At 59.5% G+C, this 24,029-nt stretch carries 30 protein-coding genes; 10 read left to right on the top strand and 20 right to left on the bottom strand.

The features are described 5' to 3' along the window. Positions 1–10: 10 nt before the first annotated feature. From AC07O1_RS05575 to AC07O1_RS05610, 8 genes are all read right to left on the bottom strand, one after another. Positions 11–340, bottom strand: a complete 330-nt coding sequence (locus AC07O1_RS05575; RefSeq protein WP_494990734.1) for an AzlD domain-containing protein — start codon at positions 338–340, stop codon at positions 11–13. Further along, positions 337–1,056 carry an AzlC family ABC transporter permease gene (locus tag AC07O1_RS05580; RefSeq protein ID WP_495088155.1) on the bottom strand — a complete coding sequence of 240 codons (720 nt, stop codon included), beginning with the start codon at positions 1,054–1,056 and terminating at the stop codon, positions 337–339. Before AC07O1_RS05580 ends, AC07O1_RS05575 begins: the two co-directional genes overlap by 4 nt. 34 nt (positions 1,057–1,090) lie before the next feature. Further along, on the bottom strand, positions 1,091–1,939 hold the full coding sequence (locus AC07O1_RS05585; protein WP_495088156.1) for an AraC family transcriptional regulator: 849 nt from the start codon (positions 1,937–1,939) through the stop codon (positions 1,091–1,093). Positions 1,940–1,944: 5 nt separating this feature from the next. Further along, positions 1,945–2,943 carry a hydrolase gene (locus AC07O1_RS05590; protein WP_495088157.1) on the bottom strand — a complete coding sequence of 333 codons (999 nt, stop codon included), beginning with the start codon at positions 2,941–2,943 and terminating at the stop codon, positions 1,945–1,947. 77 nt (positions 2,944–3,020) lie between these two features. After that, the gene (gene rsmD / locus AC07O1_RS05595; RefSeq protein WP_494990730.1) at positions 3,021–3,641 is read right to left on the bottom strand and encodes a 16S rRNA (guanine(966)-N(2))-methyltransferase RsmD; all 621 of its coding nucleotides are present in this window, start codon (positions 3,639–3,641) and stop codon (positions 3,021–3,023) included. Then, positions 3,641–5,131: a M16 family metallopeptidase gene (locus AC07O1_RS05600; RefSeq protein WP_495088158.1), complete on the bottom strand. Its 1,491-nt coding sequence runs from the start codon at positions 5,129–5,131 to the stop codon at positions 3,641–3,643. The genes rsmD and AC07O1_RS05600 overlap by 1 nt, the downstream gene beginning before the upstream one ends. Next, positions 5,124–6,479, bottom strand: a complete 1,356-nt coding sequence (locus AC07O1_RS05605; RefSeq protein ID WP_495013095.1) for a M16 family metallopeptidase — start codon at positions 6,477–6,479, stop codon at positions 5,124–5,126. Before AC07O1_RS05605 ends, AC07O1_RS05600 begins: the two co-directional genes overlap by 8 nt. 290 nt (positions 6,480–6,769) lie before the next feature. Then, positions 6,770–6,916 carry a hypothetical protein gene (locus AC07O1_RS05610; RefSeq protein WP_494990727.1) on the bottom strand — a complete coding sequence of 49 codons (147 nt, stop codon included), beginning with the start codon at positions 6,914–6,916 and terminating at the stop codon, positions 6,770–6,772. On the opposite strand from AC07O1_RS05610, the gene ftsY reads away from it, so the two are divergent. The 4 genes from ftsY (at position 6,915) to rpoH (ending at position 11,108) form a co-directional block, all read left to right on the top strand. Next, entirely contained in the window at positions 6,915–8,453 is a 1,539-nt protein-coding gene (ftsY, locus tag AC07O1_RS05615) for a signal recognition particle-docking protein FtsY (protein WP_495088159.1), read from the top strand. The genes AC07O1_RS05610 and ftsY overlap by 2 nt on opposite strands. Then, a complete protein-coding gene (gene ftsE, locus AC07O1_RS05620; RefSeq protein ID WP_494990725.1) occupies positions 8,450–9,121 on the top strand; it encodes a cell division ATP-binding protein FtsE in 672 nt (223 codons plus the stop codon). Before ftsY ends, ftsE begins: the two co-directional genes overlap by 4 nt. Next, positions 9,118–10,140: a permease-like cell division protein FtsX gene (gene ftsX, locus AC07O1_RS05625; RefSeq protein WP_495088160.1), complete on the top strand. Its 1,023-nt coding sequence runs from the start codon at positions 9,118–9,120 to the stop codon at positions 10,138–10,140. The genes ftsE and ftsX overlap by 4 nt, the downstream gene beginning before the upstream one ends. A 113-nt stretch (positions 10,141–10,253) precedes the next feature. Next, the gene (gene rpoH / locus AC07O1_RS05630; protein WP_494990723.1) at positions 10,254–11,108 is read left to right on the top strand and encodes an RNA polymerase sigma factor RpoH; all 855 of its coding nucleotides are present in this window, start codon (positions 10,254–10,256) and stop codon (positions 11,106–11,108) included. A gap of 174 nt (positions 11,109–11,282) precedes the next feature. On the opposite strand, the gene mtgA is transcribed toward rpoH, so the two are convergent. After that, positions 11,283–12,005: a monofunctional biosynthetic peptidoglycan transglycosylase gene (gene mtgA / locus AC07O1_RS05635; protein WP_495022726.1), complete on the bottom strand. Its 723-nt coding sequence runs from the start codon at positions 12,003–12,005 to the stop codon at positions 11,283–11,285. A 74-nt stretch (positions 12,006–12,079) separates the two neighbouring features. Here mtgA and AC07O1_RS05640 point away from each other — a divergent pair, with 74 nt between their 5' ends. The 5 genes from AC07O1_RS05640 (at position 12,080) to AC07O1_RS05660 (ending at position 15,329) form a co-directional block, all read left to right on the top strand. Then, the gene (locus AC07O1_RS05640) at positions 12,080–12,451 is read left to right on the top strand and encodes a DUF423 domain-containing protein (RefSeq protein WP_495088161.1); all 372 of its coding nucleotides are present in this window, start codon (positions 12,080–12,082) and stop codon (positions 12,449–12,451) included. Positions 12,452–12,541: 90 nt separating this feature from the next. Continuing rightward, a complete protein-coding gene (gene thiS, locus AC07O1_RS05645; RefSeq protein WP_495088191.1) occupies positions 12,542–12,742 on the top strand; it encodes a sulfur carrier protein ThiS in 201 nt (66 codons plus the stop codon). Between the two features lie 61 nt (positions 12,743–12,803). After that, complete coding sequence (locus AC07O1_RS05650) at positions 12,804–13,598, top strand: thiazole synthase (protein ID WP_494990720.1); 795 nt, start codon at positions 12,804–12,806, stop codon at positions 13,596–13,598. Positions 13,599–13,607: 9 nt separating this feature from the next. Further along, a complete protein-coding gene (gene trmB, locus AC07O1_RS05655) occupies positions 13,608–14,333 on the top strand; it encodes a tRNA (guanosine(46)-N7)-methyltransferase TrmB (RefSeq protein ID WP_495088162.1) in 726 nt (241 codons plus the stop codon). A 186-nt stretch (positions 14,334–14,519) separates the two neighbouring features. Beyond that, a complete protein-coding gene (locus AC07O1_RS05660) occupies positions 14,520–15,329 on the top strand; it encodes a hypothetical protein (RefSeq protein ID WP_495088163.1) in 810 nt (269 codons plus the stop codon). Between the two features lie 44 nt (positions 15,330–15,373). On the opposite strand, the gene AC07O1_RS05665 is transcribed toward AC07O1_RS05660, so the two are convergent. From AC07O1_RS05665 to AC07O1_RS05715, 11 genes are all read right to left on the bottom strand, one after another. Further along, positions 15,374–15,874, bottom strand: coding sequence for an RNA 2'-phosphotransferase (locus AC07O1_RS05665; protein WP_495088164.1), 501 nt, complete (start codon positions 15,872–15,874; stop codon positions 15,374–15,376). A 22-nt stretch (positions 15,875–15,896) separates the two neighbouring features. Continuing rightward, entirely contained in the window at positions 15,897–16,220 is a 324-nt protein-coding gene (locus AC07O1_RS05670; protein ID WP_494990718.1) for a DUF3392 domain-containing protein, read from the bottom strand. Between the two features lie 9 nt (positions 16,221–16,229). Beyond that, positions 16,230–17,432, bottom strand: a complete 1,203-nt coding sequence (gene hemW, locus AC07O1_RS05675; protein WP_495088165.1) for a radical SAM family heme chaperone HemW — start codon at positions 17,430–17,432, stop codon at positions 16,230–16,232. Further along, positions 17,429–18,022, bottom strand: a complete 594-nt coding sequence (gene rdgB / locus AC07O1_RS05680; protein WP_495088166.1) for an RdgB/HAM1 family non-canonical purine NTP pyrophosphatase — start codon at positions 18,020–18,022, stop codon at positions 17,429–17,431. The genes hemW and rdgB overlap by 4 nt, the downstream gene beginning before the upstream one ends. Next, positions 18,022–18,456, bottom strand: a complete 435-nt coding sequence (locus AC07O1_RS05685; RefSeq protein ID WP_495088167.1) for a DUF4426 domain-containing protein — start codon at positions 18,454–18,456, stop codon at positions 18,022–18,024. The genes rdgB and AC07O1_RS05685 overlap by 1 nt, the downstream gene beginning before the upstream one ends. A gap of 26 nt (positions 18,457–18,482) precedes the next feature. Next, positions 18,483–19,103: a methionine biosynthesis protein MetW gene (gene metW, locus AC07O1_RS05690; protein WP_494990714.1), complete on the bottom strand. Its 621-nt coding sequence runs from the start codon at positions 19,101–19,103 to the stop codon at positions 18,483–18,485. A gap of 7 nt (positions 19,104–19,110) precedes the next feature. Further along, the gene (gene metX, locus AC07O1_RS05695; RefSeq protein ID WP_494990713.1) at positions 19,111–20,250 is read right to left on the bottom strand and encodes a homoserine O-succinyltransferase MetX; all 1,140 of its coding nucleotides are present in this window, start codon (positions 20,248–20,250) and stop codon (positions 19,111–19,113) included. Between the two features lie 180 nt (positions 20,251–20,430). Next, entirely contained in the window at positions 20,431–20,718 is a 288-nt protein-coding gene (locus AC07O1_RS05700; RefSeq protein ID WP_494990712.1) for a DUF167 domain-containing protein, read from the bottom strand. 15 nt (positions 20,719–20,733) lie between these two features. Further along, on the bottom strand, positions 20,734–21,324 hold the full coding sequence (locus tag AC07O1_RS05705; RefSeq protein WP_494990711.1) for a YggT family protein: 591 nt from the start codon (positions 21,322–21,324) through the stop codon (positions 20,734–20,736). Between the two features lie 10 nt (positions 21,325–21,334). Further along, complete coding sequence (gene proC / locus AC07O1_RS05710; protein ID WP_495088168.1) at positions 21,335–22,153, bottom strand: pyrroline-5-carboxylate reductase; 819 nt, start codon at positions 22,151–22,153, stop codon at positions 21,335–21,337. A gap of 34 nt (positions 22,154–22,187) precedes the next feature. After that, complete coding sequence (locus tag AC07O1_RS05715; RefSeq protein ID WP_495022728.1) at positions 22,188–22,874, bottom strand: YggS family pyridoxal phosphate-dependent enzyme; 687 nt, start codon at positions 22,872–22,874, stop codon at positions 22,188–22,190. Positions 22,875–22,930: 56 nt separating this feature from the next. Here AC07O1_RS05715 and AC07O1_RS05720 point away from each other — a divergent pair, with 56 nt between their 5' ends. After that, positions 22,931–23,965, top strand: a complete 1,035-nt coding sequence (locus tag AC07O1_RS05720) for a type IV pilus twitching motility protein PilT (RefSeq protein ID WP_494990708.1) — start codon at positions 22,931–22,933, stop codon at positions 23,963–23,965. Positions 23,966–24,029 lie beyond the last annotated feature (64 nt).

The following is a 24,029-nucleotide window of genomic DNA, read 5'->3' on the forward strand; positions in this document are numbered from 1 at the left end:
GGAACGATCACTAGACCGGCAATTGCCCCATCATCCAGCGCAACAAAAAGAACACCAGCAACCCGCCTCCAATGGTCGCCAGCAAATGCCGGGTCAACGCGGCAATGGCAATTGCGACCAACCCCGCCAACAGATACGCATTACTCAGGTTCAGCGCCCAATGCTCACCATCGGGCAGCAACATGCCGGGCACCACAATAGCCGTCAGCACCGCTGTCGGCACATAGTGCAAACCCTGGCGCACCAGCGGCGGGAAGCTCAGATTTGGCCAGGCGAACAAGCTGTAGCGCAGCACAAAGGTAATCGCGGCCATGCCGAAAATCAGCCACCAGTAGCTCATGAGTGCAACTCCTTGCCAGTCTGAGTCGCCAATCGTCGGCGCTCCAACACTGCGCCCACCGCAATCCCGCTGAAAGCGGCTGCCATCAGTCCGAGTTTGTAGGGCCAGCCATAAGTCACCAATGCTACGGCGCCTGCCGCCAGCGCTGCAGCAACTTGTGGTTTATTGCGCAGCAACGGCACGACGATGCCGATAAAGGTCGCCAGCATGGCAAACTCCAACCCCCAGCTCGCCAAGTCCGGCACGGCTTGACCGAACAGCACACCCACCAGTGAACTCGACACCCAGCACACATACAGCGAACTGGTGACGCCCAGCCAATACCAGTGCGCAAGCGGGCGATCACCGTGCAGCAGATAGAAGCGTTGAACCACTGCGAAGGTTTCATCCGTCAGCCAAAACGCCAACAACACTCGCCAACGCTGCGGCAACTGGCTGACATGAGGCTGCAGGGTGGCGCTGTAAAGCACGTGGCGCAGATTGACGATAAAGGTCGTCAGCAGAATCACCACCGCACCGGCACCCGCGCCGAACAGGCTGATGACGATAAATTGCGCGGAACCGGCGTAGACGAATAGCGACATACCGACCGCTTGCCATAACGTCAGGCCAGCGGCGCCGGCCAATGTGCCGAAGATCAGCCCGAACGGCAGAATGCCCACGGCCATGGCAAAGCTGTCGCGGATACCTCGGGAATAAAGCTGTTTGCGGGTCATCAAGACTCTCCTTGTTGCCCGCATCTTAGGCAGCTCAGGAAAAGTCTGTCTTGAACGATCTTGCGCTTGCGGTCCGATAAGCCCCCGGCCCGACGCCATAGACTTGCTTGAACTGCCGGCTCAGATGGCTCTGGTCGGCGAAGCCCAATTGCGTCGCCACTTCCAGCGGCAGGCAGCCTTTGCGCAACAATGCCCGCGCTTGAGCAATGCGCTGCTGCATCAGCCAGGTATGTGGCGGCATGCCGGTTGCCCGGCGAAACACTCGGGCGAAATGAAAGGGTGACAGGTTAACCGCAGTGGCCAGTTCTTCGAGGGAGGGCGGCGAGGCCAGTTGCGATTGCAGCAGCTCTTTGGCCTGGACAATGGCGCGATGTTCCTGCCCTGGCTTACCGGGCGTGGGCACTCCCGCGTGCCGTTGCAGCAAAGACAACATCATTTCCCGCCAGACTGTCTGCTGTTGCAGCGCCGTGGCCGGGCTTTCCAGCAACCGGTGCAGCTGGCAGAAGCCGCTCACCAGGTCCGGATCGCGATAGAGCGTGGCACCGAATGCCGGAAGGCTGTTGGCCGGGAGTTCGAGCTCGGCCAGCAGTGAAAGAATCTGGTCGTTGTCTGGATAAAAGGCCCGATACAGCCACCCGTCATCGGTACCTTTGTGGCCGGTGTGCAATTCGTCCGGATTGATCAGCACCAATGTCCCGGTGCCCGCCAGATGTTCTGCGCCGCGATAGCGATAACGCTGGGCGCCGGCCATGATCAGGCCAATGACATAACCATCATGCACATGGGGTACAAAACGGTGTTCGATGTAGCGGGCGGCCAATAACTCGACACCGGCCAGCGGCGCGGCTTGCCAGAAGCGGATCGACTCGCCCTCAGTGTTCATCAGCGCTACCTGTGACCTGCACCGGTCAGCCAATGCGGGATACGGCGTTCCAGGTAGTAGCCGGGTTTGTGCAGGGTTCCGTCGACAAAACCGACATGCCCACCCTTGGTCTGCAATTCAAACTGCGTGCTCGGTGACAGCTCTTCAGCCTGCGGCAAGCTGTGGAGGGATACGAACGGATCGTCAGCTGCCTGAATGATCAGGGTCGGTGTGCGGATGGCCCCGAGAAAATAACGACTGGAGGCGCGCCGGTAATAGTCTTCGGCATCCAGAAACCCATTCAGTGGCGCGGTGACCCGGCCGTCGAAATCCCAGAAAGTCCGCAAGTTGTCCAGCGAGCCAAGCCCGTCCAGGGTGGCCAGGCCTTCGTGGCGGCCGTCATGCAGGAATCGCCGTTGCTTGTTTTTGATGTAGGCGAGCATCTCGCGCATGAAATGCGCCTGATAAACCCTGGAAAAACCCTGGCCGATACGGTCAGCGCACTGGTCGAGACGAAAGGGAACCGAAACCGCCACGGCGCCCAGCAGCTCGCTGTCGTGGCCGGTTTCCCCCAGATGTTTGAGCAGCACATTACCGCCCAGCGAATAGCCGACTGCATACAACGGAGCCAACGGCCGCTGGGCCCGCAGATGGCTGATCGTTGCCGCGAGGTCTTCGCTGGCGCCGGAGTGATAGCTGCGTGGCAACAGATTCGGTTCGCCCGAGCAGCCGCGCCAGTTCAGCGCCACGCTGGCCCAGCCTCGAACTGCCAGCACTTTTTGCAACCCGGCCACATAGGGCGAATTTGAAGACCCGGTCAGTCCGTGCAACACCAGCACCAAGGGGGCATTGGAGCTATGAGGGCCATGCCAGTCGAGGTCGAGGAAGTCGCCATCTTCAAGCCAGAGTCGTTCACGTTGCCGGTCGAGATGAGTGGTTTTGCGCCACAGTGGGCCCCACAAGGTTTGCAGGTGCGGGTTGCCCAGGCCAAAGGCGGGGGTGAAACGATCTGACGGTGTAGGCACGATTTTTCTCGGTGCACAATTGCGTACCCAAGGTCTGTCAACAGACCCCGGGTATGAACCTTTTTCAGGCCTGTCGATTAACCGACGGTCTCTGCCATACGTTGCCACAGCGCGTAGTGCACCCGCCCGGATTTTTGCTCCCGGTGCAGGCGCCAGCTGGCTGGAAGGCCGAGCGTCGAGGGCGCCGTTTCGCTTTCAGTATAGATCCACGCGGCGTCGGCCAGCCATTGGCGCTCTTCCAGCAGTGTGCAGGCAGCGGGCAACAGGTTCTGGTTGAACGGTGGATCGAGAAATACCAGGTCGAACGGCGTCGCCGGCTGGGTTTCCAGGTAGCGCAAGGCGTCGGCGGTCTGCACGTGACCGGTGGTGCAGCGCAGGGTGCCCAAGTGCTCGCGCAGACTGGAAACGGCAATGTTGCTACTGTCCAGCGCCTGGCCCATGGCAGCGCCGCGGGACAGCGCTTCGAGGAACAGTGCGCCGCTACCGGCAAACGGGTCGAGCACCTTGGCCCCGACGACGTACGGTGCGAGCCAGTTGAACAGGGTTTCGCGGACGCGGTCCGGGGTCGGGCGCAGGCCCGGAGCGTCCGGGAAGCTCAGGCGACGGCTACGCCATTCTCCGCCGATGATACGCAGCTGACCAACGCCGTTATGGACGTTGTGAACAGGTTTTTTGCTGGGACGCGATGGGCTGGCCATTAATGCTCCGGAACCCCGAGCGGTTGCTCGGCAGGTTTGTCAGTAGGGGCCGGTAACGGCTTTTGTGGAACGGTTGGCCCGGCGCTGACAATAACCATTTTGTCAGCGCTCAGGTGTTTGTTCAGCGCAGTCTTGACCTGGTCGACGGTCAGGCTTTGGGACTGTTGCATGAAGTCTTCAAGGTAGCTCAGTGACAGGTTGTAGAAACCCATGGCACCAAGCTGACCGACGATATCGGCGTTGCTCGCGGTGGATAGCGGGAAGCTGCCGGCCAGTTCACGCTTGGCGTCGTCCAGTTCTTTCTGGGTCGGACCGGTTTTCAGGTAATCGGCGAGAACGTCCTGGACCAGTTTCAGCGTTCCTTCGCTCATCTCGGCGCGGGTTTGCAGATTGATCATGAACGGCCCGCGGACCTGCATCGGGGAGAAACCGGAGTATACGCCATAGGTCAGGCCGCGCTTCTCGCGGACTTCGTTCATCAGCCGTGTACCGAAACCACCACCGCCGAGGATCTGGTTGCCCAGGGACAGCGCCGCGTAGTCCGGATCATCACGGTCAATGCCCAGTTGCGCGAGCATCAGATTGGTCTGATTGGACGGGAACTCGATATGGCCAATGCTGGCCTTAGGCTCAACCGGTTGCTCGATTTTGGCCAGCGCCGGACCTTTCGGCAGCGCGGCGGAAACTTGCGCGGCAACGGCTTCGGCTTCCGTGCGTGACAGGTCGCCGACCAAGGCAATCACCACATTGCCAGCGGCATAAGCCTTGTCATGGAACGTCCGTATTTGCGCGGGGGTGATCGACGGAATACTTTTCGCCGTGCCATCGCTGGCGTGGGCATAAGGATGATTGCCGTACAAGCGATTCATCAGCTCAAGGCTCGCCAGTTTGCCGGGGCTCTGCTTCTGATATTCGAAACCGGCGAGCATCTGGTTTTTGATTCGCGCCAGCGAGTCAGCCGGGAGTGTCGGTTTGCCCACGACTTCGGCAAACAGCTTCAAGGCAGGTGCGCGTTTATCAACGGCGCTCAAGCTGCGCAGCGATGCTATCGCCATGTCTTTATAAGCACCATTGCCAAAATCGGCACCTAAACCTTCGAAGCCTTCGGCAATCGCGCCGACGTCTTTACCTGCCACGCCTTCATTGAGCATGGCGTTTGTCAGCAGCGCCAGACCGGGTGTGCTGCCATCCTGGCTGCTACCCGCGGCGAAGGTCAGGCGCATGTCGAACATCGGCAGTTCGCGGGCTTCAACGAACAGCACCTTGGCGCCTTCGGCGGTTTTCCAGGTTTGTACGTCCAGCGCACGGTGGCTTGGCGCCTTGCCGTCCAGCTCGGTCAGCGATTGCAGCTTTTTGCTGGCCTTGGCCTGATCGAGTGCCTGGCTGGCATCGGATTGGCCTGGGCGGCTGAAGTAGAAACCCAGTGAAACGACCAGCGCGACGAGTACCAGGCCGATCAAGGCCGGGCGTGATTTTTTGCGCTCACTCATGTGTTGTCTCCTCGGGCAGGACATGCGCAACGCTGAGACGTTCGCGGGTGAAATAGGTGCGGGCGGCGTTACGGATGTCTTCCGGAGTCACGCTTTGCAGCTCGGCGAGTTCGGTATCCATCAGTTTCCAGGACAGTCCGACGCTCTCCAGCTGGCCGATGGCAGTGGCCTGACTGGTGATCGAGTCACGCTCGAAGACCAGGCCGGCGATCACCTGGGCGCGGACGCGTTCCAGTTCATCCGTGGTGGGGGCAGTGGTTTTCAACTGTTCGAGCAGGCGCCACAGGCCCGCTTCGGTCTGGGCCATGGTTTTCTTTTTCTGGGAGTTGGGCGTCGCAGAGAGCGTGAACAGACTGTCGCCACGGGTGTAGGCGTCGTAACTCGACGAGCCACCGGAGACCAGCTCTTCGCCGCGCTCCAGTTGGGTCGGAAGGCGTGCGCTGTAACCGCCATCGAGCAGGGCCGAGATCAGTCGCAAGGCATTCACCGAGCGCTTGTCCACCGCAGTGGCGATGCTTGGCACGTTGAAGCCCAGCATCAGGCTCGGCAGTTGGGTCTTCACGTGCAGGGTGATCTGGCGTTCGCCGGGCTCGGCCAGCTCCAGCGGGATCTTCGCTGGCGGTATGGCGCGTTTGGCGATCGGACCAAAGTAGCGTTGGGCCAAGGCTTTGACTTCATCCGGGGTCACATCACCGACCACCACCAGCGTGGCGTTGTTCGGCACATACCAGGACTGGTACCAGCGGCGCAGGTCTTCGACCTTCATCCGGTCCAGGTCCGCCATCCAGCCGATGGTTGGCGTGTGGTAACCGCTCGCCGGGTAAGCCATGGCCTTGAAGCGCTCGAAGGCCTTGGACGTCGGCTTGTCGTCGGTGCGCAGGCGACGCTCTTCCTTGATCACTTCAATTTCACGGCTGAACTCATCGGCCGGCAGGCGCAGGTTGGCCATGCGGTCGGCTTCCAGTTCGAAAGCCACGCCCAGGCGGTCGCGAGCCAGTACCTGGTAAAAGGCGGTGAAATCGTCGCTGGTGAACGCGTTCTCTTCGGCGCCCAGATCGCGCAGGATCAACGAGGCTTCGCCGGGACCGACTTTCTCGCTGCCCTTGAACATCATGTGTTCCAGAGCGTGGGACAAGCCGGTCTGGCCCGGGGTTTCATAACTGGAGCCGACCTTGTACCAGATCTGCGAAACCACCACGGGAGCGCGATGGTCTTCTCGCACGACCACTTTCAGGCCGTTGTCGAGGGTGAACTCGTGGGTGGGCTGTGGGTCGGCAGCCAGAGCTGAAAGAGGCAGACAAACTGTGCTGAGCAACAGGCCTGCGGCGCGGCGGGCTAGAGCATTCATTCGTTTTTAAACCTGTTGGGCTGCCCGCTTGGTCTTGGCGTCGGCGGGCGAGAGGTTGGGGCGTGTCATCAATCATTACCAGTACCGCGCACTATCAGGCCCGTTTTCAGGCGGCCACGCGGTACTGGTAATGATTGATGACACGCCCTAGGATACTGATCCGTTTTACTGGCGGCCACGCCTATCAGGCCTTTGAATGGTCAGCAGGTTGTTTGGGTTTGCGGCTGAAGCTTTGAGTTTGTCAACTAAACTCTGCGTTTTCGCCGACGATGCCGTACCAGTCCTTCGTATTAGTCGACCTTTGAGGTGCCGATGGGCACCTCGACAAAATGTTGCGCGTGAACAAGCTGGCTAAAAAGCAGTCTGTTCTGCATCGAATATTTATCTGTCGAGGCGTCACATTGGCGCGTCGCTACCTTGAGATAGCCGTCATCCATGTTTGGTTCCAACGACGACAAGAAGAGCCCAGCTGCGGCTGGCGAGAAAAAAAGCCTGTTCGGGTGGCTGCGCAAAAAGCCGCAGGAAACCGTCGTCGAACAGCCAAAGCCACTTCCTGAGGCCGTTCCTGAGCCGGTAATAGAAGCTGCGCCCGTTGCACAAGCGCCGGCGCCGCTGGTGTTGCCGATCACCGAGTCGGTGCATCAGCCGGTAGCTGAACCTGCTCTGGCGCAGGAAGCACCGCTGACGCCGGAAGTCGAACACAAGCCCTGGCTGGTCCTGCCGGTGGCAGAAGAGCCGGTGGGGCTGGTCGAAGATGAGCTGGCGCCGCATATCACTCCGCCGATTCCTGCGCCAACGGTCACTCAGCAAGCGGTAGAGCTGCTGGCTGTCGAGCCGATTTCGTTTGTTGAGCCGGTTGCTGTTGAACCCGATGTCCCAGAGTCAGTGATTGCCGCATTTGTTGCTGCAGAACCTGTCCAGGCTCCGGCGCCAGTGCCAGTCGCTGCACCGGTTGTTACTGCGCCAGTTGCGCCAGTACCCAGCGCGCCGAGTGAATTGCCTGCAGCCGCGGAGCCGGTCGGTGCCAGTCGCGAAGAAAACAAAGTCGGTTTCTTTGCCCGCCTCAAGCAAGGCCTGTCCAAGACCAGTGCCAGCATCGGCGAGGGCATGGCCAGCCTGTTCCTGGGCAAGAAGCTGATCGATGACGAATTGCTGGAAGATATCGAAACCCGTCTGCTGACCGCTGACGTCGGTGTCGAAGCGACTTCGGTGATCATCCAGAGCCTGACCCAGAAGGTCGCACGTAAACAGCTGGCCGACGCCGATGCACTCTACAAGTCCCTGCAGGCCGAGCTTGCGAGCATGCTCAAACCGGTCGAGCAGCCACTGAACATCACCTCGCAGAACAAGCCATTCGTGATTCTGGTGGTTGGTGTGAACGGTGCCGGTAAAACCACCACTATTGGCAAGCTGGCGAAGAAACTGCAACTCGAAGGCAAGAAAGTCATGCTTGCGGCCGGTGATACTTTCCGTGCAGCGGCGGTCGAGCAATTACAGGTCTGGGGCGAGCGCAACAAGATCCCGGTGATCGCCCAGCATACCGGGGCCGATTCCGCGTCTGTGATCTTCGATGCAGTCCAGGCCGCCAAAGCCCGTGGCATTGATGTATTGATCGCCGACACCGCCGGTCGCCTGCACACCAAAGACAACCTGATGGAAGAACTGAAGAAGGTTCGTCGGGTTATCGGCAAACTCGACGCCGATGCGCCGCACGAAGTACTGCTGGTGCTCGACGCCGGCACTGGCCAGAACGCTATCAACCAGGCCAAACAATTCCATCAGACGGTCGAGCTGACCGGTCTGGCGTTGACTAAGCTCGATGGCACGGCCAAGGGCGGGGTGATTTTCGCCCTGGCCAAGCAATTTGGCCTGCCCATTCGCTACATCGGTGTCGGTGAAAGCATCGATGATCTGCGTACTTTTGAAGCCGAACCCTTTGTCCAGGCACTTTTTGCCGAGCGGGAGCGTTCATGATTCGTTTCGAACAGGTCGGTAAACGCTATCCGAACGGACACGTCGGCTTGCATGAGCTGAGCTTTCGAGTCCGAAGGGGCGAATTTTTGTTTGTTACGGGCCATTCCGGCGCCGGTAAAAGCACCTTATTGCGGCTGTTGCTGGCCATGGAGCGCCCGACTACCGGCAAGTTGCTGCTGGCCGGCCAGGATCTGGGTCAGATCAGCAATGCCCAGATTCCTTTCCTGCGTCGGCAGATTGGCGTGGTGTTCCAGAACCACCAGTTGCTGTTCGATCGCACGGTGTTCAACAACATCGCCTTGCCGTTGCAGATTCTTGGCCTGTCCAAGGCTGAAATCGCCAAGCGCGTGGACTCGGCCCTCGAGCGTGTGGCGCTTTCGGACAAGACCGACCTGTACCCGGGTGACCTGTCCACCGGCCAGCAACAGCGCGTCGGTATTGCCCGTGCCATCGTTCACCGCCCGGCACTGCTGCTGGCGGACGAACCGACCGGTAACCTCGACCCGCGTCTGGCGGCGGAAATCATGGGTGTATTCGAAGACATCAACCGGCTGGGCACCAGCGTGCTGATCGCCAGCCACGACCTGGCGCTGATTGCCCGCATGCGTCATCGCATGCTGACGCTGCAACGCGGCCGCCTTATCGGCGACGGGGAGGCTGGGGCATGAGTGCGACACGCAGTCCGAAGGTTTCCGAGCGTGTGGCGCCAAAGGCCGCCGACCCGCAACCGCAGAAGAAAAAACGTGACGATGACGACGGGCCGGACTTCAGCACCTTGCTGCATGCCTGGATCGAGAGTCACCGCGCCAGCCTGCTGGACAGCCTGCGTCGCCTGGGCAAACAGCCGATCGGCAGCTTTTTCACCTGTCTGGTAATGGCCGTTGCCCTCAGCTTGCCGATGGGGCTTTCACTGTTGCTGAGCAATGTCGAACGTCTAGGCGGGTCCTGGCAGCGTGCGGCGCAGATTTCCCTGTACCTGCAACTCGACGCCAGCGCCAACGAAGGCGAGCACCTGCGTGAGCAGATCAAGGGCCTGCCGGGCGTCGCGGATGCTGAGTACATCAGCCGTGATCAGGCGCTGGAAGAGTTTCAACAGCAGTCTGGCCTGGGCGAGGCGCTCAAAGAGCTGCCGCAGAATCCGTTGCCGGGCGTGGTCCTGGTGACCCCGAATGAAGTCGACAAGCCCACCCTTGAAGCATTAAGACAAAGACTTTCCGGGCTACCGAAGGTGCAACAGGCGCAGCTTGATCTAGTCTGGGTCGAGCGCCTGGCAGCGATTCTCAAGCTGGGGGACCGTTTTGTGTTCGGTCTGACCGTGCTTTTGGTTTCTGCATTACTTTTGGTGATAGGCAATACCATTCGTCTTCATATTGAAAACCGCCGCATAGAGATAGAAGTGATTAAACTCGTCGGCGGCACTGACAGCTATGTGCGTAGGCCCTTTCTATATATGGGTGCGCTTTATGGCTTCGGTGCAGGGATTTTTTCCTGGGGCGTATTGGCGTTCGGCCTCAACTGGCTGAACGACGCGGTGGTCGGGCTGGCCGGGTTGTACGGCAGTGATTTTGCGCTGGCGGGGGTGCCACCCGCCGATGGTCTGTCGCTCTTGCTTGGCGCGGTGCTGTTAGGGTATATCGGTGCTTGGATCGCGGTAGCACGCCACCTGAGGGAGCTTGCGCCGAAGTAGTGTCTTTTTGCTTGTATTGACCTTTCAGCTTTCTAGGGAACTTGTCCTGCGGTTCCCGGTCAATTTTCGCAGTGCTGAACTGCACGAGTTATGTGAGTCGGAGGTTTTTTCGTATGACCACTTCTTTGCAACCTGCATATGCTTTAGTCCCGGGTGCAAACCTGGAGGCTTATGTGCACACGGTGAACAGCATCCCATTGCTGACACCGGAGCAGGAGCGTGAACTGGCCGAGAGTCTCTATTATGAGCAGGATCTTGGGGCGGCTCGGCAGATGGTGCTCGCCCACCTGCGTTTTGTAGTACATATAGCGCGTAGCTATTCCGGCTACGGTCTGGCTCAGGCTGACCTGATCCAGGAAGGCAACGTCGGCCTGATGAAAGCGGTAAAACGCTTCAACCCGGAAATGGGTGTGCGCCTGGTGTCGTTCGCCGTGCACTGGATCAAGGCTGAAATCCACGAATTCATCCTGCGCAACTGGCGCATCGTCAAGGTCGCCACCACCAAGGCTCAGCGCAAGCTGTTCTTCAACCTGCGCAGCCAGAAAAAACGTCTGGCCTGGCTGAACAACGAAGAAGTCCATCGTGTGGCAGAAAGCCTCGGCGTAGAGCCACGGGAAGTGCGCGAGATGGAAAGTCGCCTGACCGGCCATGACATGGCCTTCGACCCGGCTGCGGAAGCAGACGACGACAGCGCCTTCCAGTCGCCGGCCAACTATCTGGAAGACCACCGGTACGATCCGGCGCGTCAACTGGAAGACGCCGACTGGACCGACAACTCCAGCAGCAACCTGCACGAAGCGCTGGAAGTGCTCGACGATCGAAGCCGCGACATTCTCTACCAGCGCTGGCTGGCAGAAGATAAAGCCACGCTGCATGACCTGGCGCAGAAGTACAACGTGTCAGCCGAGCGTATTCGTCAGCTTGAGAAGAGCGCGATGAACAAGCTGAAACTGTCGATCGCCGCTTAAAACGCAGCGTCCAGACAAAAAAACGCCCCGATCTGATCGGGGCGTTTTCGTTTGTGCTGTTGTAGGAGCGAGGCTTGCCCGCGATAGCTGCGACCGAGGTATATCTGAAACATCGCGTCATCGTTCATCGCGGGCAAGCCTCGCTCCTACAGGTTCTGCATCGCTCTCCAATGATCACAGCGCCCAAGGCGCCCTGCGCGAATCGTTCAACCCCGCGAGATAGCCATCCCCACCCAACTGGCCCATCTGCTGGCGAATCCAGCTCGCGCGGCCTGCAACATAGCTGCTCGGATGGCTGGCGCTCCAGGCTCGCGGATTAGGCAGTACGGCCCCCAGCAGGCTGGCCTGCTGACGCGACAAGGACGCCGCGCTGACGCCGAAGTGATGCCGAGCCGCCGCTTCGGCGCCGAACACGCCGTCATCCCACTCGACGCTGTTGAGGTACACCTCAAGAATCCGCTGCTTGGGCCAGAAGACTTCGATGAGCCCCGTGAACCAGGCTTCCAGGCCCTTGCGCAGCCAGCTGCGACCGGACCACAGAAACAGGTTTTTCGATACTTGCTGGCTCAGGGTGCTGGCACCGCGGATCGAGCCGCCGTGCTCGTTATGGGCGAGCGCCGCCTCAATCGCGCCGAAATCAAAACCCCAGTGCTCGGAGAACTTCTGGTCCTCGCCGGCAATCACCGCGATTTTCAAGTCGTCGGATATCTCGTTCCACGGCCGCCAGCTGCGTTGCAGCTCAATAGGCTCGCCGTCGAACCAGGATTCGACCTTGCGTTCGACCATCAACGCCGTCCCAGGTGGTGGCACGACACGAAACACCAGTACCAGCAAAACGCTGCCAACTGCGAACCAGAACAGGGCTTTGGTGAAACGACGAAAAAGTAAACGCAGCATAGAGATGGCTTGGTCGAACCCGTGGAGCGGGTCATTATACAGACCTTGTTGAATGATTCTGACTGGAGTTCCTCATGCTGCGTGGCTTTCTGATGCTGGCTGCCTTCTTCGGGTTTACCGGCGTCGCCCTTGGAGCGTTTGCTGCTCATGGCCTGAAAAGTCGCCTGAGCGCGGAGTACCTGGCGATTTTTCACACAGGGGTCACTTACCAATTGGTGCACACCCTTGCATTGCTGGCGGTAGCGTTGCTGGCGACACAGATTTCCGGGCGTTTGATGACCTGGGCGGGCGCTTCATTCGCCATCGGCATCTTGCTGTTCTCCGGCAGTCTGTACCTGTTGACCCTGACCGGTGTCAGCACGCTGGGTATCGTCACGCCATTTGGCGGGTTGGCCTTTCTGGTCGGCTGGTTCTGCCTCGGCCTTGCCGCCTGGCGGTTGAGCTGACCGAGCGGTCCATTTCATGACGAATGGCTTGGGTCGGCCTGACTGATCGGGCTAGAATGCTGGCCCCTAAAAATGATGACGGCATCCGGCATGCGCATTCAGTTGAACGGTGAATCCTTCGAACTGCCCGACGGCGAAACCGTCGCGGCCCTGCTGAGCCGTCTGGATCTGACCGGACGCCGGGTGGCGGTCGAACTCAATCTGGATATCGTCCCGCGCAGCCAGCACGCCGAGACGGCTCTCGCAGAGGGTGACCAGGTCGAAGTGGTGCACGCCATCGGCGGCGGTTAGATCACTCGGTTATTCAGCGTCGACACATTCTGCAGAACCTCACCCCAACAGAGGATTTCCCATGAGCAACGTTCGTAGCGATAAGCCCTTCGTCCTGGCCGGTCGTACTTACCAGTCGCGTTTGCTGGTAGGTACCGGCAAGTACCGTGACATGGAAGAAACCCGCCTGGCCATCGAGGCCTCGGGTGCCGAGATCGTCACCGTTGCCGTACGTCGGACCAATATCGGCCAGAACCCGGGTGAACCGAACCTGCTCGACATCCTGCCGCCGGATCGTTACACCATCCTGCCGAACACCGCCGGTTGCTATGACGCGATCGAAGCGGTGCGCACCTGCCGTCTGGCCCGTGAACTGCTGGATGGTCACAACCTGGTCAAGCTTGAAGTCCTGGCTGATCAGAAAACCCTGTTTCCTAACGTAATCGAAACCCTCAAGGCCGCTGAAGTACTGGTCAAAGAAGGTTTCGACGTCATGGTCTACACCAGCGATGACCCGATCATTGCCCGGCAATTGGCAGAAATCGGCTGCATCGCCGTGATGCCGCTGGCCGGCCTGATCGGTACTGGCCTGGGGATCTGCAACCCGTACAACCTGCAGATCATCCTCGAAGAAGCCAGGATCCCGGTGTTGGTGGATGCGGGTGTCGGTACTGCTTCCGACGCAACCATCGCTATGGAGCTGGGTTGCGAAGCGGTGCTGATGAACTCGGCCATCGCTAACGCGCAGCAGCCGATCATGATGGCTGAAGCCATGAAGCACGCCATTGTGGCAGGCCGTCTGGCGTATCTCGCCGGGCGCATGCCGAAAAAACTTTATGCCAGCGCCTCCTCGCCGCTGGATGGTCTGATCAAGTAAGAGCCATTGATGACTGAATCAAACGACACGCCTATCCAGCAGGAAGAAGGCGAAGAACGCCAGCACCGCCGCATCAAGAGCTTCGTGATGCGCGCCGGGCGTATGACCGAAGGCCAGCAAAAAGGTCTGGAACAAGGTACGCCGCTGTTCGTTCTGCCACTGGCCGATGCGCCGGTGGACTTCGACCAGGTGTTCGGTCGTTCCGCGCCGCGCACCCTGGAAATCGGTTTCGGCATGGGTCATTCGCTGCTGGAAATGGCTGCGGCTTCACCGGAACAGGATTTCATCGGCGTTGAAGTTCACCGTCCGGGTGTCGGCGCGCTGCTCAATGGCGTGCTGACTCAGGGCCTGACCAACCTGCGGGTCTACGATTGCGATGCGATCGAAGTACTCAATCGTTGTATCGCGGATAACAGCCTCGATCGCCTGCTGCTGTTTTTCCCGGACCCGTGGCACAAGAGCCGCCACCACAAGCGTCGCATCGTTCAAGCGTCGTTCGCTGAGCTGGTGCGTAGCAAGTTGAAAGTCGGCGGTGTGCTGCACATGGCTACCGACTGGGAACCCTACGCCGAGTACATGCTGGAAGTCATGGACGTCGCGCCGGGCTACCGCAACCTCGCCGAAGACGGCAAATGCGTACCGCGTCCTACCGAACGCCCAATCACCAAGTTCGAACGCCGTGGCGAACGTCTTGGGCATGGCGTGTGGGATTTGAAGTTCGAAAAGCTGGCTTAAGCCGTAACGCAATACAAAATGTGGGAGCGGGCTTGCTCGCGATGAGGCCATAACATTCAACATCTAAGTTGACTGTCAGACCGCCATCGCGAGCAAGCCCGCTCCCACATTTGTTTTGTGTCGGGTTCAAGATCGGTGTTCATCCGCCGACAGCTCTGCGTCCGTACTAGTAAAGGAAGACAAGGTTTGAAATTGATCCTCGCCACCGCATTGTTGTTGAGCCTGTTGTCTTCGACGGCCTTCGCAACCACTACTGCCAGCCTGCCCCCGATATCGGCGGACGAATACTTTGAGCGAGCCCGGCAGAAGTCGGAGCAACTCAGGCATGTTTCCGATGAATTGGTAAAGCTGGAAGCCAGCGGAAAGCTTGACCCCCAAAATGCATCCGAGGCGATGAAGGACGCTGAAGCGACATTCTTGGCATTCAAACACGACCTGAAGATGGCGTCCGAGGGTGGTCACGTTGTTGCGACATATCTGTTGGCCAATATCGAAAGCAAGTTTGGCCCGACCGACGAGGAGCGCAAACAGTTCTGTGAGCCTTTGCAGAAGGCAATGGGTCAAGGCTTGCTGGCGTCCGCCGTTGCTTATCACTTTCAGTGTGATATGGCGTACATGCGGTTTGACTTCAGGAGCCCAGGTCACTTGAAGTACCTGGAAGATTTGAAGCAGATGCTTCAGCGAGTAGATGGCAATCGTGACTACTACCCGCTGCCAGCCAAGCGGTCGTCATGTTTCCAGGACTTGCGGGCAGAGTTGACGGCTGAAAGAACGTTGGCCGCTATTCAGGCGCGTAACAACGCCATGGTGCTGACCTACGATCAATATCGGGCGGAGGCCTATTACATACTGGCGGCCACGCGTCTGAATGAAAAAGGTCAGCCGGACAGTCAGAACCTGGTCTATCTGAATCAGGCTCTGACGTTGGGTTGCAAAGACACCATGAGGCTCAAGGACTATTACGAAAAGGAGTTTGGCGCTCAAGCGTCCAAATAGCGGTGGGAGCGACCAGCCGCGCTCTGTAGGGGGAGAGGCTTGTCCTACAAGGGAGCGATGAACTTCACCGGCACCTGTTCCGTCAGCCAGACTCCATTCTCGGCCTGATAGAACTTGAAGCCCTGCTCCAGCATCTCCAGGGCTGCGACCTTCAGAATCACTACCGTTCCATAGCGTTGTCCCACGGCGCTGGCCGTTTCTATTTCCTGGGAAAGGTGCACGTGATGACGTGAGCCCGGGATCAGGCCTTTCTCGTTGATCGATGCCATGAACCGGGTCGCGGTGCCGTGGTACAGCGTCGCGGGAGGGCGCTTTTCTTCGAATTGCAGATCGACTGTTTTTGTCGAATGACCCTGCACGGCGCGGATGCGTTGGCCGTCTGCGGAGATTGAAAAGCGTTTCTTGTCGCTGTTGTCGACAACCTGCTGGATCAATTGCCGATCCAGGGTTCTACCGTCGCGTGCCGCGCCGCTGATCAGCGCGTCGATAGCCGCCCAACCGTCGGTATCCAGTACCAGGCCAATGGCCTGCGGCCCTTCCCACATTTGTTTTGTGTTGGGTTCGGCTTCAGCGGCGGTCTGCGACGACGCCGATCAACACCAGCACCACCAACAACACCGGCGCCAGGCTGTAGTTGTTGAACTGGCTCAGGCCGCGAACAATCCACGGTGTGGCGTAGATCAGTGCGGCGCCGCTGCCGATCATGCACAGCAGGGCCATCAACGGGACGCGCAAGGCGCCGGCGATGCTGCCCAGGCGTTGCTCGATCCAGCCTTTGATGTCTGCGCCGAACAGCACCAGCAGGCAGCCGACAAGCGCCAGAGCGATTTCCGAAAGGTTGCTGCGACTCCAGCGGGACACGGTGGCGAGCAGGTCGAGTACCAGATCCATTCGATTTCCTTAGATCAGAAAATATTGCAGCAAGTCATTGAGGAATAGCTGTCCGCGGGGGGTGGCCGTCAGGCGTGTGGGTTCGACCTGCAATAAGCCACTTTGTTCGGCCTCGCGACGGCCTTCGGCAAGGCTTTCCAGCGTCAGGCCGGTGCGCTCCGGATACAGCCGCGCCTCGACACCGTCAGTCAGGCGCAGGGCGTTCATCAGGAACTCGAACGGTAGCTCTTCGTTGGTCAGGGCTTTCTCGCCAGCCTTATAGCTTTTGGCCGGGTTGAGGTAATCCTTCGGCAGACGCGTTTTCCAGGTGCGGACAATGCGCCCGTCCGAATGGCTGAGCTTGCCGTGCGCCCCGGCACCGATGCCGATGAAGTCACCGAAACTCCAGTAATTGAGGTTATGCCGCGCCGGACGACCGGGCTGGGCATACGCCGACACTTCATACTGGGCGTAACCGTGCTCGGCCAACAGCGCTTGCCCGGCCTCCTGAATATCCCACAGGGTGTCGTCTTCCGGGAGGGTCGGCGGCTGATTCCAGAACACTGTGTTCGGCTCCAGCGTCAGCTGATACCAGGACAGATGAGTCGGCTTCAATGCGATGGCTTGACGCAAGTCGTCCAGGGCATCGTCCAGGGACTGATCGGGCAAACCGTGCATCAGGTCCAGGTTGAAGTTGTCGAACCCGGCCTGTCGGGCCATGCCAGCGGCGCGAATCGCTTCATCGCCGTTGTGGATCCGCCCCAGGGCCTTGAGTTTCTCTTGCTGGAAGCTCTGAATACCAATCGATAGACGATTGATGCCCAAGGCGCGGTAAGCGACGAATTTTTCTTGCTCGAAAGTCCCGGGGTTAGCCTCCAGGGTGATTTCGATGTCGCTGGCAAACGGAATTCGCTGCTCCACACCTTTAAGCAAGCGGCCCAACGCTTGCGCGCTGAACAGGCTTGGTGTGCCGCCGCCGAAGAAGATCGAACTCAGCTCGCGGCCGTAAACTGCATGCAAGTCTTGATCAAGGTCAGCCAACAGGGCGTCCACATACTCCTCTTCCGGCAGCACGGGGCTGGCAGTGTGGGAGTTGAAGTCGCAATACGGGCATTTGCGCACGCACCACGGGATGTGGATGTACAGCGCCAGGGGCGGCAGCTGGGGCAGGGCCGCGCGAGGCGTCTGCGAACCGCCGAAAATCAGCGGCTGCACGGATGAATCCTGAGTCATGCCAGACCCAAACGCTGATGCAGCAGAGCCATGGCGCGGGCGCGATGGCTCAGCTGGTTTTTCTCGGTCGGGCTGAGTTGTGCACTGGAGCAAGCGCGTTCCGGCACCCAGAACAGCGGGTCGTAGCCGAAACCGTGTTCGCCGCTGGCTTGGGTCAGGATACGGCCGTGCCACAGCCCTTCGCAGAGAATCGGCAACGGATCATCGGCATGTCGCACCAGCGCCAGCACACAAACGAACTGCGCGCCGCGTTCGGCCTCAGGCACATCTTTCAATACATCCAGCAGTTTGGCGTTGTTGGCCGCATCGCCCTGGCCGTCGGCGTAGCGTGCCGAGTAGATACCGGGCGCACCGCCGAGGAAGTCCACCGCCAGCCCTGAATCGTCGGCCAATGCCGGCAGGCCAGAAATGCGTGCGGCGTTACGGGCCTTGAGAATGGCGTTTTCGACGAACGACAGGCCGGTTTCTTCTGGCTCGACGCTGCTGAACTCGCCGATCGAGCGCAAGTGCACCGACTCGCCGAGCATGGCCTGGAGTTCTTTGAGCTTGCCGGCGTTATGGCTGGCCAATACGAGTTGCGTGAAGTTCATTATTCGCCTGGGAAAAGCTCTTGGTTGAAACTGAAGCTGTTGGTGTCGCTGCCAGTTTGAACGTTGATTGTGAAGGTACGGGTTTCCTGCTGGTCCACAGGGAATTGCGCGATGTAGTAGACCGCGCCTTGTTCAGTGATCTGTTTGAAGCTCAACGGGATGCTCTTGCTGGTCAGGTCCTTTACCGAGCCACTGACCTGTGCGATCACCGGTTTGTTGGCCTTGAGCACCGCCACGTTGATCACGCCCTGGTTCTTGCTGCGGATCAGCTCTGCCGATTTGGCAATATCCGGTTGCAAGTAGGTGGAGTTGAAGGTGTTGTAGTGCACCGTCAGATCACCGAAGGTTTCCTGGCGATCGCTCTTGATTGCTTCGGCCGCCATGGCCGTAACGCTCAGGCAGGCTGTGAGCAGAAACAGAGCTAAACGACCCATGATCGTTCTCCTCGAAATAACGTGGTTTACACCGCGACCTTGTGGTCCTGCAGTCCGGGGCTGCTGACGCGGTAGATGCCGATCTCACCTAATAGATTAGGCCATAGCTTACTGGCCCACCCATGTCGATGTTGTTGATCGACGGCAAGGCGATCGATGACCCGCGCTTCACGCTCACGGCACAGTTCTTCGAAGTCTCCGAACGTGCAGAAGTGGATGTTCGGCGTGTTGTACCAGGTGTAGGGCAGGAACTCCGAAACGGGCATCCGGCCTTTGCTGGCCAGGTACCAGCGACAGCGCCAGTGACCGAAGTTGGGGAAGGTAATGATGCACTGACGGCCGACCCGCAGCATTTCGTCGAGGATCCGGTCCGGGTAGTGCACGGCTTGCAGGGCCTGGGTCATGACGACGATATCGAAACTGTTGCTGGCAAAGTTGCCCAGCCCTTTGTCCAGATCCTGCTCAATGACGTTGATGCCCTTGGCCACGCACTCGGCAATGTTGTCCGGGTCGTTTTCCAAACCGTAGCCAGTGACTTGCTTGTGGTCCCGCAGCCAGGTCAGCAGTTCGCCATCACCGCAACCGAGGTCGAGCACGCGGCTGCCGGCGGGGATCCATTCTTGGATGATTTCCAGGTCGGCTCTCATGGCGTCCTCAAAGCGAAATTCGGTTCATGTAGTTGCTAAACGCCTGCAGATAGCGCGGGATCGGAATCAGGAAGGCGTCGTGGCCTTGCGGAGCATCGATCTCCAGGTAGCAGACGTCTTTCTTGGCTGCCATCAGTGCGTCCACCAGCTCCCGCGAGCGGGCCGGCGAGAAGCGCCAGTCGGTGGTAAAGGACATCACGCAGAATTTCGACTTGGCACCGGCGAAGGTTTTCGCCAGGTTATCGTCGAAGTTCGCCGCCGGATCGAAGTAGTCCAGCGCTTTGGTCATCAGCAGGTAAGTGTTGGCATCAAAACGCCCGGAAAACTCTTCGCCCTGATAACGCAGGTAACTTTCAACCTGGAACTCGACGCTGTGGAAGTCGTAGTTAAGCTTTTCGCTCTTGAGGCCACGGCCGAATTTCTCGCCCATGGAGTCGTCCGACAGGTAGGTGATGTGCCCGACCATCCGCGCCAGCATCAACCCGCGCTTGGGGATCACGCCCAGTTCCTGGAACGAACCGCCATGGAACTCGGGATCGGTCAGGATTGCCTGGCGGGCCACCTCGTTGAAGGCGATGTTCTGCGCAGACAATTTGGGCGCCGAGGCAATCGCCAGGCAGTGGCGGATGCGGTCGGGGTAGCTGATGCTCCACTGCAAGGCTTGCATGCCGCCCAGACTGCCGCCGATAACTGCGGCCCACTGGCTGATGCCCAGCAGATCGGCAAGACGCGCCTGGCTGTGGACCCAGTCTTCCACGGTCAGCACCGGGAAATCGGCGCCAAACGGCTTGCCGTTTTCCGGGTTGATGCTGCTCGGGCCGGTGGAGCCGTTGCAGCCGCCGAGGTTGTTCAGGCTGACGACGAAGAATTTATTGGTATCAATCGGCTTGCCAGGGCCGATGCAGCTGTCCCACCAGCCGGGCTTGCGGTCAGCGGGGCTGTGAAAGCCTGCCGCGTGGTGGTGACCGGACAAGGCGTGACAGATCAGCACGGCGTTGCTGGCCGTGGCGTTCAGCTTGCCATAGGTTTCGTAGATCAGGTCGTAGGCAGCTAGTGAACGACCGCAGGCAAGGGCCAGGGGTTCGCTGAAGTGCGCCATTTGCGGCGTCACCAGACCAACAGAATCGTGGGGAAAGACAGTGGACATCGACCCTGCTCTCGCTTGAATGAGGCGTAAGTCTAAAGACCGCTGCCCAGACCAGCAACCAAGGAATCAATGATCGTTCCCACGCGCCACAAAGGAATGCATCCCGTGACGCTCCGCGTCACCTCCAAAGCGCACGCAGAGCGTGGAGCGTGGGAACGATCTTGACGCAGTCTGCCAGCCTTAACGCACCAGTCCCGGCAAATCCGGAAGCTTCTTCGGCGAGTTCACCCGAACCCGTTTTTGTCGATTCAACTCACCGCTGATCAGACTCACCTGGCTCTTGGAAACCCCAAACGCCTTGGCCAGAAACGCCATTAGGTGTGCGTTGGCCTTGCCTTCGACCGGTGGCGCGGTGAGGCGGATCTTCAGGCGCTCACCATGCAGCCCTGCGAACTCGTCGCTACGGGCTGCAGGTTGCAGGTGACACTCCAGAATCAGATCGTCACCGTCCCAGCGGAAATAGCTCACTCAGAAAGGCCGAGGCTAGATCAGCAGGCGCAGGATTTCCGGCATCATGGTCATGGCGGCGAGGTTGTTGATCACCAGCATGTCCAGCAGCTTGAGCACCATGAACGCCAGGATCGGCGAAATATCCAGGCCGCCGAGGTTGGGCAGGATTTTGCGGAATGGCGCCAGGGCCGGTTCGCAGATCTGATTGACCAGTTCGGCGCCCGGGTTATGGCTGCCAGGAGCGACCCAGGAGAGGATCACGCTGATGATCAGGGCGTAGAAGAAAATCTTCAGGAACAGTGCCGTCGCGCCAATGATCGACCAGATCAGCAATTGCAGCGGGTTGCCGGTGGTGCCGTAGGTCAACAACAGGGTCAGGGCCATCAAGGCCAGCTGCACGATGATCGCCAACACCAGTGAGGACATGTCCAGGCCGAACATGCTTGGAATGATCCGGCGCAGGGGCTTGAGCAGTGGTTGGGTGGCGCGCACGGCGAACTGGCAGAGCGGGTTGTAGAAGTTCGCCCGCACCAGTTGCAGCACAAAGCGCAGCAGCACGATCAGCAGATACAGACTGCCGAGGGTTTGCAGCACGTAAACCGCTGCAGTGTTCAATCCAATCATTCTTGGCTCCTTATTGACCCAGTTGTTCGGCCATTTCGGCCGAGCGGTGCGCAGCGGCGCCGAGTGCTTTTTCCACCAGAGCTTCGAAGCCGCCAGCCTGGAACGACTTGATTGCAGCTTCGGTGGTGCCCGCAGGTGAAGTCACGCGGCGACGCAGTTCGGCGGCGTCGACATCACTGGCAACTGCCATGTGCGCGGCGCCCAAGGCGGTTTGCAGGGTCAGTTGCGCGGCGGTTTCCCGTGGCAGGCCAAGCTTCTCGCCGGCAGCGGTCATGGCTTCGATCAGCAGGAAAAAATACGCCGGGCCACTGCCGGAGACGGCGGTGACGGCATCGAGCTGCTGTTCCTGGTCCAGCCACAGGGCGATGCCGACAGCCGAGAGCAGCTCTTGAGCTTGCTGACGTTGCCCGGCGGAAACCCGGGCAGTGGCGTACAAACCGCTGACGCCCTGGCGCAACAACGCCGGAGTGTTGGGCATGCACCGCACGATTGGCTGCTCACCGAGCCACTTGTTCATGCTGGCGCAGGTGATGCCGGCAGCGATGGACACCACCAGTTGATGGGGTTGCAGGCTTGGGCGCAGAGCTTCACACACAGCCTTCATCGCCTGGGGTTTGACCGCCAGGACGACCACATCGGCACCCTGAACAGCTTCGGCGTTGTCGGCGAACAGTTCGATGCCGTGTTCGGCATGGACTTTGGCCCGGGTTTCGGCGCCCGGATCGCTGGCGCAGATCTGTGCCGCTTCCAGCCCCTTGGCGCGCAGGCCGCCGATCAGACTGGCGGCCATGTTGCCAGCACCGATAAAGGCAATACGAGTCTTGCTCATGACAGGTCCTTATAGAGAGGTGAGTCAGCCACCTTCAGGGCTGGCCGTAATCGCGGGCGCCAAACAGTGCGGTACCGATCCGTACCCAGGTGGCGCCTTGGGCGATGGCCGATTCCAGATCGTGGCTCATGCCCATGGAAAGCGTGTCGAGTGGCAAATTCAGGCTGGATTGCAAGGTTTGCACCACCGCAAAGGCAGCGTCCTGGGCGGCACGATCTTCAGTCGGCTCGGGAATGGCCATCAACCCGCGCAGTTTCAAGCGCGGCAAGGCACTGATGGCGCTGGCCAGGGCAGGCAAGTCGGCCGGGGTGCAACCGGACTTGCTGGCTTCACCGCTGACATTGACCTGAATACAGATGTTCAGCGGCGGTAGTTCGGCAGGACGTTGTTCGGACAGGCGTTGTGCGATTTTCAAACGATCCACGGAGTGCACCCAAGCGAAGTTCTCGGCGATAGCGCGAGTCTTGTTCGATTGAATGGGGCCGATGAAGTGCCAACTCAAGGGCAGATCAGCCAATTCGAGCTGTTTGCCCAAGGCTTCCTGCAGATAGTTCTCACCGAAGTCGCGGATCCCGGCGGCATAAGCCTCGCGTAGCGCCTCGGCGGGTTTGGTCTTGCTCACAGCCAGCAGGCGGACGCTGTTTTCGTCACGTTGCGCGGCAAGTGCCGCGGCGCGGATCCGTGCATCAACCTGAGCGATGTTGTCTGCTATCGTGGACATTCAAAGTGCGCCAGGGGTTTGAGGTTTGCGGCATTCTACTGGAATTGGGGAGCGCTATGGATATCACTGAGCTGCTGGCCTTCAGCGTCAGGCAGGGGGCGTCCGACTTGCACCTTTCCGCTGGCTTGCCACCGATGATCCGGCTTGATGGTGATGTGCGGCGGATCAATTTGCCAGCGTTGGACCACAAGCAGGTTCATGAGCTGATTTACGACATCATGAACGACAAGCAACGGGCGGACTTCGAGGAACTGCTGGAACTCGACTTCTCTTTCGAGGTGCCCGGTGTGGCGCGCTTTCGGGTCAACGCGTTCAACCAGAATCGGGGCATCGGCGCGGTGTTGCGGACTATTCCATCGAAAGTCCTGAGCCTGGACGATCTTGGTATGGATGAAGTGTTTCGCAAGATTACCGATGTGCCCCGCGGGCTGGTGCTGGTCACCGGGCCGACCGGCTCGGGCAAGTCGACTACCCTGGCGGCGATGATCGATTACCTGAATAACCATCGACATCACCACATCCTTACCATCGAAGACCCTATCGAGTTCGTCCACGAGTCGAAGAAGTGCCTGATTAACCAGCGTGAAGTGCACCGCGATACCCGAAGTTTTTCCACCGCGCTGCGTTCGGCCCTGCGTGAAGACCCGGACGTGATTCTGGTGGGCGAGATGCGCGACCTGGAGACTATCCGTCTGGCGCTGACGGCTGCAGAGACCGGGCACCTGGTGTTCGGAACGCTGCACACCACTTCTGCGGCGAAAACCATCGATCGGGTGGTGGACGTGTTTCCAGCACAGGAGAAATCGATGGTTCGGTCAATGCTTTCCGAGTCGTTGCAGGCGGTAATTTCTCAGAGTCTGATCAAAAAGATTGGTGGTGGCAGGGTTGCGGCCCACGAAATCATGATCGGCACCCCGGCAATTCGTAATTTGATCCGTGAAGACAAGGTTGCGCAGATGTACTCGTCAATGCAGACCGGTAGCTCGGTGGGGATGCAAACTCTGGATATGTGTCTCAAGGACCTTGTGGCCAAGGGCTTGATCAGCCGCGAGCACGCCCGTGAGAAGGCCAGGTCGCCGGATGGTTTTTGAAGTGGGAAATGAGGGCCTTGATCGTTCCCACGCTGCGCGTGGGAATGCCTCACTGGACGCTCTG

This window comes from Pseudomonas sp. GW821-FHT07G10, from assembly GCF_059418545.1.

Coding starts and splice junctions, on each gene's coding strand:
- AC07O1_RS05575 (WP_494990734.1), bottom strand. CDS start 340: ATGAGCTACTGGTGGCTGATTTTCGGCATGGCCGCGATTACCTTTGTG.
- AC07O1_RS05580 (WP_495088155.1), bottom strand. CDS start 1,056: ATGACCCGCAAACAGCTTTATTCCCGAGGTATCCGCGACAGCTTTGCC.
- AC07O1_RS05585 (WP_495088156.1), bottom strand. CDS start 1,939: ATGAACACTGAGGGCGAGTCGATCCGCTTCTGGCAAGCCGCGCCGCTG.
- rsmD (WP_494990730.1), bottom strand. CDS start 3,641: ATGGCCAGCCCATCGCGTCCCAGCAAAAAACCTGTTCACAACGTCCAT.
- AC07O1_RS05600 (WP_495088158.1), bottom strand. CDS start 5,131: ATGAGTGAGCGCAAAAAATCACGCCCGGCCTTGATCGGCCTGGTACTC.
- AC07O1_RS05605 (WP_495013095.1), bottom strand. CDS start 6,479: ATGAATGCTCTAGCCCGCCGCGCCGCAGGCCTGTTGCTCAGCACAGTT.
- ftsY (WP_495088159.1), top strand. CDS start 6,915: ATGTTTGGTTCCAACGACGACAAGAAGAGCCCAGCTGCGGCTGGCGAG.
- AC07O1_RS05610 (WP_494990727.1), bottom strand. CDS start 6,916: ATGGATGACGGCTATCTCAAGGTAGCGACGCGCCAATGTGACGCCTCG.
- ftsE (WP_494990725.1), top strand. CDS start 8,450: ATGATTCGTTTCGAACAGGTCGGTAAACGCTATCCGAACGGACACGTC.
- ftsX (WP_495088160.1), top strand. CDS start 9,118: ATGAGTGCGACACGCAGTCCGAAGGTTTCCGAGCGTGTGGCGCCAAAG.
- rpoH (WP_494990723.1), top strand. CDS start 10,254: ATGACCACTTCTTTGCAACCTGCATATGCTTTAGTCCCGGGTGCAAAC.
- mtgA (WP_495022726.1), bottom strand. CDS start 12,005: ATGCTGCGTTTACTTTTTCGTCGTTTCACCAAAGCCCTGTTCTGGTTC.
- AC07O1_RS05640 (WP_495088161.1), top strand. CDS start 12,080: ATGCTGCGTGGCTTTCTGATGCTGGCTGCCTTCTTCGGGTTTACCGGC.
- thiS (WP_495088191.1), top strand. CDS start 12,542: ATGCGCATTCAGTTGAACGGTGAATCCTTCGAACTGCCCGACGGCGAA.
- AC07O1_RS05650 (WP_494990720.1), top strand. CDS start 12,804: ATGAGCAACGTTCGTAGCGATAAGCCCTTCGTCCTGGCCGGTCGTACT.
- trmB (WP_495088162.1), top strand. CDS start 13,608: ATGACTGAATCAAACGACACGCCTATCCAGCAGGAAGAAGGCGAAGAA.
- AC07O1_RS05665 (WP_495088164.1), bottom strand. CDS start 15,874: ATGTGGGAAGGGCCGCAGGCCATTGGCCTGGTACTGGATACCGACGGT.
- AC07O1_RS05670 (WP_494990718.1), bottom strand. CDS start 16,220: ATGGATCTGGTACTCGACCTGCTCGCCACCGTGTCCCGCTGGAGTCGC.
- hemW (WP_495088165.1), bottom strand. CDS start 17,432: ATGACTCAGGATTCATCCGTGCAGCCGCTGATTTTCGGCGGTTCGCAG.
- rdgB (WP_495088166.1), bottom strand. CDS start 18,022: ATGAACTTCACGCAACTCGTATTGGCCAGCCATAACGCCGGCAAGCTC.
- AC07O1_RS05685 (WP_495088167.1), bottom strand. CDS start 18,456: ATGGGTCGTTTAGCTCTGTTTCTGCTCACAGCCTGCCTGAGCGTTACG.
- metW (WP_494990714.1), bottom strand. CDS start 19,103: ATGAGAGCCGACCTGGAAATCATCCAAGAATGGATCCCCGCCGGCAGC.
- metX (WP_494990713.1), bottom strand. CDS start 20,250: ATGTCCACTGTCTTTCCCCACGATTCTGTTGGTCTGGTGACGCCGCAA.
- AC07O1_RS05705 (WP_494990711.1), bottom strand. CDS start 21,324: ATGATTGGATTGAACACTGCAGCGGTTTACGTGCTGCAAACCCTCGGC.
- proC (WP_495088168.1), bottom strand. CDS start 22,153: ATGAGCAAGACTCGTATTGCCTTTATCGGTGCTGGCAACATGGCCGCC.
- AC07O1_RS05715 (WP_495022728.1), bottom strand. CDS start 22,874: ATGTCCACGATAGCAGACAACATCGCTCAGGTTGATGCACGGATCCGC.
- AC07O1_RS05720 (WP_494990708.1), top strand. CDS start 22,931: ATGGATATCACTGAGCTGCTGGCCTTCAGCGTCAGGCAGGGGGCGTCC.